We start from the raw sequence: 11,927 nt of genomic DNA on the forward strand, positions 1-11,927 counted from the left end.
TTTATTATTGTAATAACATCTGAATTGCGTTATTTGGTTTTAGACGTTACAACTTTGGGTGACTGCCTGTCACTTCGCAATTAGCCTTTAGTCGCAGTTAGCGCAATACCCGATGCTTGGCTAGACTATGGTCTAATTTCAATTTGTGCCTCATTTCGATAGAAAGTAAGTCATTATAAATGATTATATAAATACTGCAGATCCACAGGGGAAACTATGTCACATCCAAGCCTTTATCCGGTAAGTGCTAAGGCCAAAGCCAACACCCATATTACCGATGACATTTATCAGGAAATGTACCGTCAGTCGGTTGAACAGCCTGAGCAATTCTGGGCTGAACAAGGTAAACGACTGGATTGGATTACGCCGTACAGCAAGATAAAAGACACCAGTTTTGAACTTGGTAAAGTAAAAGTAAATTGGTATAGCGACGGCACTTTGAATGCCAGTTACAACTGTTTAGACCGTCATCTGGCTGACAGGGCCAATCAGGTCGCCTTTTACTGGGAAGGCGACGAGCCCGGGGTGCAGAAGACGGTGACCTACCAGCAACTTTACGATCAGGTGTGCGCGCTGGCGAACGGCATGAAATCGCTGGGGATTAAAAAAGGTGATCGGGTAACAATATATCTGCCGATGATCCCGGAAGCGGCAATCGCGTTATTAGCCTGCGCCCGGATTGGCGCGGTGCACTCAGTGGTGTTTGCCGGGTTTTCACCCGATGCACTGGGCAGCCGGATTATTGATTGTGATTCAAAGCTGGTCATTACTTCTGATCAGGCGCTACGCGGTAACCGCGCGACCCATTTAAAAGACAATACTGATGCGGCTCTGGCTCATCTGGGCGATGACAGCCCAGTGCAGCATGTTATCGTAGTAAAACACGTCGGCAAAAATATCGATTTTCATTCGCAGCGGGATATCTGGTACCACGAGCTGGTTGCCAGCCAGAGCAAACACTGCGAACCTGAACCGATGAACGCCGAAGATCCGCTGTTTATTCTTTATACGTCAGGTTCTACCGGCAAGCCAAAAGGGGTGTTACACACCACCGGGGGCTATCTGGTATATGCGGCGATGACCCATCAGTATGTATTTGATTATCACGATGGTGACATTTATTGGTGCGCGGCAGATGTTGGCTGGGTTACCGGCCACAGTTACATTATCTATGGTCCGTTGGCCAATGGAGCCAGCAGTGTGATGTTTGAAGGGGTACCAACCTACCCCAGCGTTAAGCGCATAGCTCAAATTGTTGATAAATATCAGGTTAATATTCTTTACACCGCCCCTACCGCAATCCGGGCATTAATGGCTCATGGTGACAGCCCGGTTGAAGGCGCCAACTTAAGTTCGCTGAAAATTCTCGGTAGCGTCGGCGAGCCAATAAACCCGGAAGCCTGGAACTGGTACTACGAAAAAGTAGGTAACAGTAACTGCCCTATCGTTGACACCTGGTGGCAAACTGAAACCGGCGGCATTTTAATTACACCATTACCGGGTGCAACGGCACTGAAACCAGGATCGGCCACCCGGCCGTTTTTCGGGGTAAAACCGGCAATCCTTGATAATGAAGGCAAACAACTTGATGGGGTTGCAGCAGGTAACCTGGTGATCCTGGACAGTTGGCCTGGCCAGATGCGTACATTATATGGCGACCATGATCGCTTTGAGCAAACCTATTTCAGTACTTATGCTGGTGTATATTTTACCGGTGATGGTGCCAGACGGGATGAAGATGGCTACTACTGGCTAACCGGCCGGGTAGACGATGTGCTGAATATTTCCGGCCATCGTCTGGGGACAGCTGAAATTGAAAGCTGTCTGGTGGCGCATGAGGCGATAGCCGAAGCGGCAGTAGTCGGTTATCCGCACCCGATAAAAGGTCAGGGAATTTATGTGTATGTCACGCCAAGAGTTGGCGTTGAACCCAGCGATGACCTGACGAAAGCCATCCGGGCCTGGGTGCGGGAGGAAATCTCTCCCATTGCCACTCCAGATCTGGTGCAATGGGCGCCTGCAGGTTTGCCAAAAACCCGCTCAGGTAAAATTATGCGGCGTATTCTGCGCAAAATTGCCGCCAACGAGCATGATCAGTTAGGTGATATTTCGACCCTGGCTGACCCTTCAGTAGTTGAAATTTTAGTAAATAACCGTTTAAATCGATCGTAAGGCAAAATCAGCGTACACTCAACGCTGTTCCAGTTGCAGCAAAAAGGCCGCTATTGCGGCCTTTATAATAATTATAATTCTGGATCTTACCGGAGGATTTATATGGCAAAGCTTATTGTTGCAGACGACCATCCGTTATTTCGCAATGCACTGATAAATGCGATAAGCAGTACCTTTGTCACAAAGGCGACCATCGAGACAGACAGTTTCGACAGTACCTGCGCTGCATTGGAACAACATCCCGATACCGATCTGCTGCTGCTCGATTTACATATGCCCGGCAATTGCGGTTTTCTGGGATTAATTCAGTTACGAAAAAATTATCCCAGCTTACCCATTGTTGTTATTTCTGCCAGTGAAGAGTTAGATGTTATTCGTCGGGTTATCGCCTTCGGTGCCTCGGCGTATATTCCCAAGTCTGCCAACCCTGTTGATATTAGCACCGCACTTAATGCGGTGCTGGCTGGTGAGCTCTGGGTACCGACGCATTTGCAAAAAACAGTGTTTGAACAACAAAGTGCCGGGGAAGATTTAGACTTAGCGGCAAAAGTAGCACAGCTTACCCAGCAACAATATAAAGTACTGTATTACCTGACCGAAGGCTGGCTGAACAAGCAAATTGCTTATGATCTGCATATTTCAGAAGCCACGGTTAAAGCCCATATTACCGCTATTTTTCGCAAACTGGGTTGCACCAATCGCACCCAGGTAGTGATTCAGGCGCAGCGGCTAACCTTAGAGCCGCCGGTAGACCGGGCCATGGCCCAGCAGCGCTGAGTATATTCTCATCGCCTATGGTTATATATTACGGTGCCTGTCGGGAACGCTTGAGCATTTTAAAGTGGTTCAAACTGGCTCTGAGTGCCCCAGGCTTAATCGGCTTTGCTAAATACATCAACCCAGCAGCTTTTGCCTGTGCCGCTAAATCTGCCTGAGGTGATGCCGACACCAAAATTCCGCCAACCTCGCCCCAGTACGCTTTAATTTGCTGATACACCTCCAGGCCATTGGCGTGCTGTCCCAGCTGATAATCTATAAGCATCACATCCGGTGGCGGCGCATGGCTGGCATATTCCAGTAGCTCAGCTTCATCATAAAAACAGCTTACCGTTGCAATTTGCCATTGCTCGAGCAATATTTTTAAAGCCGCCAGATTTGCCACATCATCATCAATGCATACGACGGTTAACCCGGGTAAAGGTCGCTGCGCGTGCTGACCCGGCAACGGTAACAGCAAACGCTGTTTCTGTTCGGTGAGCGGTAAACTTATGCTAAACAGCGTACCCTTGCCCGGCCAGGAACGAACGTGCAGCGAGTGCCCCAATAATTTTGCCATCCGGTGGACCACACCTAACCCCAGGCCAACACCTTGCTGGCCTTTGGCTGTTGCGTCTATCCGATAGAAATCTTCAAAAATCCGGTCTAAATCATGCGGAGCAATGCCGGGACCGGTATCCCACACTTGTACCACCACCTTACCTGCCCGCTTTCTGCAACCAAGTAAAATTCGCCCTTTTACGGTGTATTTCAGCGCATTTGATAACATATTTTGCAAAATTCGTCGCAAATAAGTGGGATCGGATAACACATAATGCTCCGTTTTGCGCACAGTCAATCCCAGGTCTTTCTGACTGGCCACTAAACTGTATTCATCTGCCAACTGGGACAGCAACTCCTGCAAAGCCACCGGTTGCACATCCGGCTTTAGTTTGCCATCGTCAAGCTTGGCAATTTCCAGCAAGGTTGAGATTAACTCTTCTGAAGCTTTTAAGGAGTTATCAAGCTGGTTTAATATAAGTTGTTGCTGCCTCTTCTCCCGGGCGCCACTAAGCGCGGCGGTAAACAACCTGGCCGCGTTCAGCGGTTGCAAAATATCGTGGCTGGCCAGCGCCAGAAAGCGGGTTTTCGACGCATTTGCCGCTTCAGCCTCGGCTTTTGCCTGTAACAGTTGCAGTTCGGTTTCCCGGCGACGCCCCACTTCAGCCAGCAGCTCGTGATTTATATCCGAGATAGTCTGGGTGCGTTCCTGCACCCTGTCTTCCAGATGCTGCTTAGTTTCAGCAAGGGCCTGAACGGCTTTAACATGCTCAGAAATATCGGTAAAACTGGTAACGAAGCCACCGCCGGGGATGGGATTACCGCGCATTTCAATCACCCGGCCATCAGGCCTGACCCGCTGAAATACATGGGCGGTGCCTTTTTGCATATGGGCAATCCGTTTTTCAACATGCTCATCGGGATTACCAGGGCCACAAAGCCCCCGCTCTGCATTAAACCGCACAATATCTGCCACCGGCCGGCCGACCCGAACCATGCCCTCCGGGTAGCTGAACATTTCCAGGTAGGCTTTGTTCCAGGCCACCAGCTTAAGATCCCGGTCGACCACACTGACCCCCTGACTTAAGTGCTCAAGGGTGGAGAACAATATTTTGCGGGAGAATTGAATGGCCTGAGTAGTATCGTCAAACAAGGTGACCACATCTTCGAAGCCAAGCTGGCGACCTTCCAGGACAGCGTTTACCATTGCCGAAGCTGATGATGCGCCGATAACCCCGGATAACTCGCGTTCAACATGTTCTACCAGGCCAACACTTGGCAGATCATCCAGTTGCAGGCTGAGTTTATGCTTACGGCCAAATTCTGCCAGACACTCAATAGCCCGGCTGCTGCCGACAAACCGTTCCAGTAATATTTTTAGATCGGCATTATGAATACGGATCCTTCGTGCCGGCGTATCCTGATGATCAACGGGTAAATTGGGTTTTACAAACGCTACGGCTTGCAAACGGTCTTGCAGGTTGACATCACTGAGCAGCGAAACAACTACGTAGGCCAGAATATTAAAGCCCAGCGACAAAAGTACGCCGTGGCTCAAGCCATCCAGGTTGATGCCAAACATGCCGGTGGGCGACAACCAGGTCAGCCCGAATAAACCCTGCTGCATGATGTCACTGTTAATGACCCCGGCATTGACCAGTTGCGGTAACATCAGGGTGTAGAACCACAGCACCAGTCCTAGACTCAGACCGGCATAAACCCCCCAGGCATTGCCGCGGCGCCAATACAGACCGCCCAGTACTGCCGGTGCCAGTTGAATAGCCAGGGCAAACGCCAGCAAACCGGTTTCGGCCAGTTCGTAATTGCGGGCAAATACCTGATAGTAAAAATAGGATAAGCCCATCACCAGCAAGATCATCGCCCGGCGCACCAGAATAATCAGTAAACTGTAATCATGGGGTATGCTTTTGCGCCGACTGGAGTGCAGTAAACTTGGCATCACCACATCGTTACTGATCATGGTACTGAGCGCCAGGGTGGCGATAATGATCATTGAAGTGCCCGCGGAAAAACCGCCAATAAACACCAGTGCACTTAAACTGCTCCAGCCTGACTGAGCCGGGATCAACAATACGAAACTATCAGCCTGTTGCGCCATACCGGGAAACATTTGCATTCCGGCGACCGCCAATGGTACCACCACCAAAGTAACCAGCAGCAGATAACCGGAGAACCAGCGCCTGGCATGACGCAAATGATGGTGCGAGACATTTTCAACAAAAGCGACGTGAAATTGCCGCGGTAATAAAAAAACAGCAGCCATCGCCAGAATGGTTTTGGTAATAAACTCAATAATGCCTGAGGTACTGTGCTGGACCTGCTGATTAGCGGCATGTTCGGCGAATGCTCGCAGGACATTCTGATCTTTGTCCAGAATAAACACATATACCGTGATGGCCAGGGTCAGCAATGCAAACAGTTTAACCACAGATTCAAAGGCAATGGCGACCATAACACCGCGATTCTGCTCTGTTAAATGCAACTTGCGGGTGCCGAATAAAATGGCGAAAAAAGCCATGGCGATGGCGCTAAGTAAGGCACTGTCCTGATACCAGTGGCTGGCGGTGTCGGTAAAGTCACCTCCCAGCAATACCTGGTAAGAGCTTGCCACGGCTTTTAATTGCAGCGAAATATATGGCACCACCACAATCAGGCAAATAATGGCCGAGAACATAGCAATATTTTTGCGCTTACCGTAACGGGCAGAAATAAAATCGGCAATGGAAGTGACATTTTGCTTTTTTGACACATACAAAAGTTTGAATAAAAACGGCTGGCCAAAAATAAACAGCAGCACCGGCCCCAGATAAATAGGAATATAATCCCAGCCACGGGTAACCGCGGTGCCCACCGCGCCATAATAAGTCCAGGAGGTGCAATACACTGCCAGAGCCAGGCTATAAATAAGCCCGCCATACTTTCGTATAACCCGGTCATCGGCATGACGCTCGCCCCAGTTGGCAACCCAGAACAAACCCCCGACATAAATCAGCGCCAATAAGGCGACAGTCCATGCTGTCACAGCAATCTCCTTCGTATTTTATAGCGCTACTTTGGGCTGCAATAACCCCTGCTGTCAATCTCTGGCTGGCGGGCTTCGACTAAAGTCGGGCTGGCGCCACCGGTAACTACTGCTAGATTAACAATGCTCGATAAAAATAATTAAAGGAGAAATATGATGGCGGACCATAAAAGTAACGCCCAGGCATACTGGCAAGCGAACCTTCGCTTGATCATTATCAGCCTGGCGATATGGGCGTTGGTGTCCTATGGCTTTGGCATTTTGCTGCGGCCTATGTTAGCAGGTATCCCAGTTGGAGGCACAGACCTGGGTTTCTGGTTTGCGCAACAAGGTTCAATTTTAACGTTTATCGTTTTGATCTTTTTCTATGCCTGGAGAATGAACAAACTCGATAAAGAATTCGGCGTGGACGAGGAGTAAGCAGGATGAGTCAATTTGCAATAAACCTGATATTTGTCGGCGGCTCCTTCGCCCTCTATATCGCAATCGCAATCTGGGCCCGTGCCGGTACCACCAAAGAGTTTTATGTCGCTGGTGGCGGCGTACACCCGGTTATGAATGGTATGGCGACCGCCGCAGACTGGATGTCAGCAGCGTCATTTATTTCAATGGCCGGCTTAATTGCCGTGGGCGGCTATGCTAATTCCACTTTTTTAATGGGTTGGACCGGCGGCTACGTGTTGCTGGCGATGTTACTGGCCCCCTACTTACGTAAGTTCGGTAAGTTTACCGTGCCTGATTTTATTGGTGATCGCTTCTACAGCACCGGGGCCCGTCTGGTCGCAGTGGCCTGTTTAATTATTGCCTCGGTTACCTATGTTATCGGCCAGATGACCGGTGCCGGTGTGGCATTCTCACGCTTTTTAGAAGTCAGTAGTGATATGGGGTTGATTATCGCCGCGGTTATTGTGTTTTTGTATGCCGTTATGGGTGGGATGAAAGGCATCACTTACACGCAGGTAGCCCAGTATGTGGTGTTAATTATTGCCTATACTATTCCTGCGGTATTTATCTCTTTGCAGCTGACCGACACTTTTTTACCACCACTAGGTTTATTTTCTGAACACACGGAGTCGGGAATGCCATTACTGGCGAAGCTTGACCAGGTTGTCAGCGAGCTGGGCTTCAGAGACTATACCGCTGATGTGGACAATAAGCTGAACATGGTACTGTTTACCTTATCACTGATGATTGGTACAGCGGGCTTACCGCACGTTATTATCCGTTTTTTCACTGTGCCTAAAGTTGCCGATGCCCGCTGGTCTGCCGGCTGGGCCTTGGTATTTATCGCCTTGTTATATTTAACTGCACCTGCTGTTGCTTCAATGGCGCGTTTAAATCTGATGAATACGATATATCCCGCAGGGCCGACCGCAGATGCTATTCAGTACGCTGAACGGCCAGACTGGATGAAAACCTGGGAAACCACCGGTTTAATTAAGTTCGATGATAAAAATGCAGATGGTCGTATTCAGTTGTATAACGATACGCCTGCCTTTGCAGCAACTGCTGCCGAGCGTGGCTGGAACGGTAATGAATTAGTGGTTAATAACGACATTCTGGTGTTGGCAAACCCTGAAATTGCTAACTTACCGGGCTGGGTCATCGGCTTAATTGCCGCAGGTGGTTTAGCTGCGGCGTTATCAACTGCTGCTGGTTTACTCCTGGCGATATCGTCTGCTATCAGTCATGACTTAATCAAAGGCTCTATTAAGCCGGATATCAGTGAAAAAGGAGAATTACTGGCTGCGCGAATTTCAATGGGAGTCGCAATTATTGTGGCAACCTGGCTGGGAATGAACCCCCCCGGCTTCGCCGCACAAACGGTAGCGCTTGCCTTTGGTATCGCTGCAGCGTCTATTTTCCCGGCGCTAATGATGGGGATCTTCTCCAAACGGGTGAATAATGTCGGTGCGATTGCCGGTATGTTGGCCGGTTTAATCTCAACCTGTGTTTATATCTTTCTGTACCTGGGTTGGTTCTTTATTCCCGGCACGGCAACCTTTGAGAATATTCCGCAAAACTGGTTGTTTGGTGGCACAGGCTACGGTATCTCTCCCCTGTCGTTTGGCGCGGTGGGTGCCATGATAAACTTTGCGGTTGCGTTCACTGTGTCAGCCCTGACTGCACCACCACCGGTGCGTATTCAGGAACTGGTCGAGAGCGTTCGTTTCCCGCGGGGCGCTGGTCAGGCAACAGACCACTGAGCTATATCCACTTAGCTATAGTAAATAGCCAGTGGCAACATAAGCAGCCGTTATCTGCGACATGTTAAAGTAATAGCGGGCTTTCAGTTGAAAGCCCGCCTTTTTAAAAACAATCTGTAAGCAGGAAGACGTTATGTTGTGGGAATTAATTGCAACTATTGTTGCCGGTTTAGGCGCTGCGGGCATTGCCCTGGCCATCCGTTTTATTAGTCGTAAAAAAGCGCCACGCTGGCTTATCCCTGTGTTTGCCGGGCTGGGTATGCTAAGTTTTCAGGTGCAAAGTGAATATAGCTGGTATTCACATCAGGCTGGTTTGTTGCCAGAGGGCGTGGAAGTAGTACGCACCGTTGAACAACAAACATTCTGGCGTCCATGGAGCTACCTGTACCCGCAAACCTTACGCTTTATTGCCGCAGATATTGCAAATGCGGCACCTAATCAGCGAAACGAAGCGATCTGGCTGGTCGATCTGTATTTCTTTGAACGGCGGCTTTCTGCAAAAAAAGTGGTGCAGGTTGTTCATTGTCAGCAACATGCCAGAGCAGATTTTACGACAGAATTAGCCATTCCGGCACCAGGTGAAGCGATAAGCGCTGACTGGTATCAGCTGGAGCAAAATGATCCCTTACTCCTGGCGTTATGCCAACTCCAGAAAGTGTAATATATTTGATGGTCTGAGGTTTTATGGAAGTTGCTGAAGTTTCTAACTTTTTAGCTGAGACAACCCCATTTGACCAGCTTGATGCTGGCCAGCTGACCAGTCTGGCCAGTAATATCAGCGTTTATTACTGTCAGAATGGTGAAACGGTGCAACTGAGTACCGAGCGCTTAATGATTGTTCGTACCGGTATCTTTGCGCTGTACAGTGACCAGCAGACACTGTTAACCAAGCTGGAACAAGGCGACTTTTATGGCTATCAGTTACTGTTAACCGGGCTTAAAGATAACGACAATCTGGTATGTGAAGAAGATGGCCTGGTGTACTGGTTAGCTGCAGATGCTTTCCATCAACTGCGTTATCAGTATAAAAATATTGATATTTTCTTTCAGCGGCTATTTAGCCGACGCCTGCATCAGTATAAAGCTCAACAGCAAAACTCCCGCTTTACCCTAAAAATAAGCGATATTGTTCAGGCTAGAAAAATTGCAATCAGTGCTGAACAAACCGTGCAACAAGCGGCCGCATTAATGACTGAAAAACGGGTGTCTTCACTGCTGGTAGAACAAGACGAGCAACTGATTGGTATTGTCACCGACCGTGACTTGCGCAGCAGAGTGCTGGCGGCAGACTTACCGGCGCAAACGCCAGTACGGCAAGTAATGACGGCCAAACCCTACAGCATCGACAAACATGCCTATCTGTTCGAAGCGGTGCAACTGATGAGTCGGCATAACGTACACCACTTGCCGGTGCTGGATAAACAGCAAAGCTACTCGATGATTACCGCAACCGATATTATTCGCTCGCAACAAGATCACCCGGTGTATCTGATTGGCGAAATTCATCGCCAAACCAGTATTGATGGCCTGGAGCACTGTGCCAGTCAAATCAGCAGCCTTGCCATTACCCTGGGTAAACAACAGGTGCCGGCTCATGAGGCCGGGCATATTATCACCACCATTACCGATGCACTGACCCAACGTTTAATTTCGCTGGCGCAGATAGAGCTTGGCCCGGCTCCCTGCGTGTTCAGCTGGCTGGCGTTTGGCTCGCAAGGCCGGATGGATCAAAGCTTAAACGCCGATCAGGATAATGCATTATTACTGGAGAAGGAGCCGGTAGCTGAGGTCGCTGTTTATTTTGCCGCTATGGCTGACTTCGTCTGTCAGGGTCTGGCCCGCTGCGGCATTATTCTATGCCCGGGTAATATTATGGCTTCTAACAGTGCACTGCGCTTAAGCTTAAAAGGCTGGTCCGGACAATTTGCCAAATGGGTCACCACCCCAACGCCAGAGGCACTACTTAAATCCAGTATCTTTTTCGACCTTCGGGTTATCGAAGGCAGCAAAGGTTTATTTAATGCTCTGCAACAGGATATTCTGGCAAAAACCAGCGATAACCCGTTATTTTTATATCATTTAGCCCAAACTGCCCTGCAACGCAGTGCTCCGCTCAGTTTTCTTAGAAATTTTATTCTGGAACATGACGGCAAACAAAAAAAAGGGCTGGATCTGAAAAAACGTGGTATCAGTTTAATCACCGATATTGTCAGAGTGTATGCGCTGTCGGCCGGGATCAGTGAAATTAATACCCGCCAGCGGCTTGTCCAGCTGGCTAATGCTGGAGTGCTGGATAGCAAAGACACCCAGAATTTATCTGATGCCTTCGATGTGCTGGCGCAACTTCGCTGGGACAAACATCAGCATGATCTGATCCAGGGCCACGATGTCAGTAATTTACTCGACCCCAATGTATTATCTGGCTTGCAGCGACATCAGCTCAAAGACAGCCTCACGGTAATTAATGATGCCCAGTCATCGCTTAAACATCGCTTCTGCCGGGATTTATAATAATGCTAAGCTGGCTCGCTAATAAAACCACGCCACTGAGTCATATTGTGCAGGAATTTAACCAGTCCGCTGCACCTGCCGGCACTGTCAAAGCAGCTGATTGCCCCTTTTTAGTGATTGATTTAGAACTGACGGGCTTAAATGCCAAACAGGATCATATTGTCAGCCTCGGTTGGGTGCCGGTACGACAGTTTGAAATTATACTAAGTGAAGCCAGGCATTATCTGGTTCACAGTCCGGTGAGTGTTGGCCAAAGTGCGGTATATCACGGTCTGCATGACAAAGATTTTTCTCAGGCAAGGGATCTGGCCGACGTGTTAACCGAATTAATGCAGGCGTATGCCGGCTATATTTTTGTGGCACATCACTGTCAGCTGGATTTACGTTTTCTGGAAGTGGCGTGCCAGCGGATCTTTGGCAAAGCCGCAAAATTCAGTTTTATCGACACTCTGAATATTGAGCTGTACCGCTTGCATAAACAGGGTATTGTGATGAAGCAAGACGCTTTACGCCTGCCTCACTGTTTAGTGCGGCATAAATTGCCACACAGTGATCAGCATCATGCCCTGGCAGATGCCTACAGTTGCGCCTTACTGCTGTTAAGCCAGCTTAAGCATAGCCATCCAGAGATTACGCTGGCAGATTTACAGCTTCAAAGCCGCTAACAAGCCTTACTG

General features: G+C 49.1%; 8 protein-coding genes. 7 read left to right on the forward strand and 1 reads right to left on the reverse strand.

Features of this window, described 5'->3' with window-relative positions; translation table 11 throughout:
* The first annotated feature begins 216 nt into the window (after window positions 1–216).
* Both acs and ABY802_RS01145 read left to right on the forward strand, forming a co-directional pair.
* Entirely contained in the window at window positions 217–2,172 is a 1,956-nt protein-coding gene (acs, locus tag ABY802_RS01140) for an acetate--CoA ligase (protein WP_372625169.1), read from the forward strand.
* Between the two features lie 102 nt (window positions 2,173–2,274).
* On the forward strand, window positions 2,275–2,949 hold the full coding sequence (locus ABY802_RS01145) for a LuxR C-terminal-related transcriptional regulator (RefSeq protein WP_372625170.1): 675 nt from the start codon (window positions 2,275–2,277) through the stop codon (window positions 2,947–2,949).
* A gap of 28 nt (window positions 2,950–2,977) precedes the next feature.
* On the opposite strand, the gene ABY802_RS01150 is transcribed toward ABY802_RS01145, so the two are convergent.
* Window positions 2,978–6,532, reverse strand: a complete 3,555-nt coding sequence (locus ABY802_RS01150; protein WP_372625171.1) for a PAS-domain containing protein — start codon at window positions 6,530–6,532, stop codon at window positions 2,978–2,980.
* Window positions 6,533–6,688: 156 nt separating this feature from the next.
* Here ABY802_RS01150 and ABY802_RS01155 point away from each other — a divergent pair, with 156 nt between their 5' ends.
* The 5 genes from ABY802_RS01155 to ABY802_RS01175 all read left to right on the forward strand — a co-directional run bounded on the left by ABY802_RS01155 (window position 6,689) and on the right by ABY802_RS01175 (window position 11,915).
* Window positions 6,689–6,952: a DUF4212 domain-containing protein gene (locus ABY802_RS01155; RefSeq protein ID WP_290610749.1), complete on the forward strand. Its 264-nt coding sequence runs from the start codon at window positions 6,689–6,691 to the stop codon at window positions 6,950–6,952.
* A 5-nt stretch (window positions 6,953–6,957) separates the two neighbouring features.
* Window positions 6,958–8,739, forward strand: a complete 1,782-nt coding sequence (locus ABY802_RS01160; RefSeq protein ID WP_372625172.1) for a sodium:solute symporter family protein — start codon at window positions 6,958–6,960, stop codon at window positions 8,737–8,739.
* Between the two features lie 133 nt (window positions 8,740–8,872).
* Window positions 8,873–9,400: a hypothetical protein gene (locus ABY802_RS01165; RefSeq protein WP_372625173.1), complete on the forward strand. Its 528-nt coding sequence runs from the start codon at window positions 8,873–8,875 to the stop codon at window positions 9,398–9,400.
* A gap of 23 nt (window positions 9,401–9,423) precedes the next feature.
* Window positions 9,424–11,250, forward strand: a complete 1,827-nt coding sequence (locus ABY802_RS01170) for a DUF294 nucleotidyltransferase-like domain-containing protein (protein ID WP_372625174.1) — start codon at window positions 9,424–9,426, stop codon at window positions 11,248–11,250.
* 2 nt (window positions 11,251–11,252) lie between these two features.
* Window positions 11,253–11,915 (forward strand): exonuclease domain-containing protein, encoded by a 663-nt coding sequence (locus ABY802_RS01175; RefSeq protein WP_372625175.1) that lies wholly within the window; start codon window positions 11,253–11,255, stop codon window positions 11,913–11,915.
* Window positions 11,916–11,927: the final 12 nt, after the last annotated feature.

The sequence above is a fragment of the Arsukibacterium sp. genome (assembly GCF_041616895.1).
Taxonomy (GTDB): Bacteria; Pseudomonadota; Gammaproteobacteria; order Enterobacterales; family Alteromonadaceae; genus Alishewanella.

What these genes read in the sequence shown, in the direction of transcription:
- acs (WP_372625169.1), top strand. Translation starts at nt 217, where the DNA reads ATGTCACATCCAAGCCTTTATCCGGTAAGTGCTAAGGCCAAAGCCAAC.
- ABY802_RS01155 (WP_290610749.1), top strand. Translation starts at nt 6,689, where the DNA reads ATGGCGGACCATAAAAGTAACGCCCAGGCATACTGGCAAGCGAACCTT.
- ABY802_RS01170 (WP_372625174.1), top strand. Translation starts at nt 9,424, where the DNA reads ATGGAAGTTGCTGAAGTTTCTAACTTTTTAGCTGAGACAACCCCATTT.
- ABY802_RS01165 (WP_372625173.1), top strand. Translation starts at nt 8,873, where the DNA reads ATGTTGTGGGAATTAATTGCAACTATTGTTGCCGGTTTAGGCGCTGCG.
- ABY802_RS01160 (WP_372625172.1), top strand. Translation starts at nt 6,958, where the DNA reads ATGAGTCAATTTGCAATAAACCTGATATTTGTCGGCGGCTCCTTCGCC.
- ABY802_RS01145 (WP_372625170.1), top strand. Translation starts at nt 2,275, where the DNA reads ATGGCAAAGCTTATTGTTGCAGACGACCATCCGTTATTTCGCAATGCA.
- ABY802_RS01175 (WP_372625175.1), top strand. Translation starts at nt 11,253, where the DNA reads ATGCTAAGCTGGCTCGCTAATAAAACCACGCCACTGAGTCATATTGTG.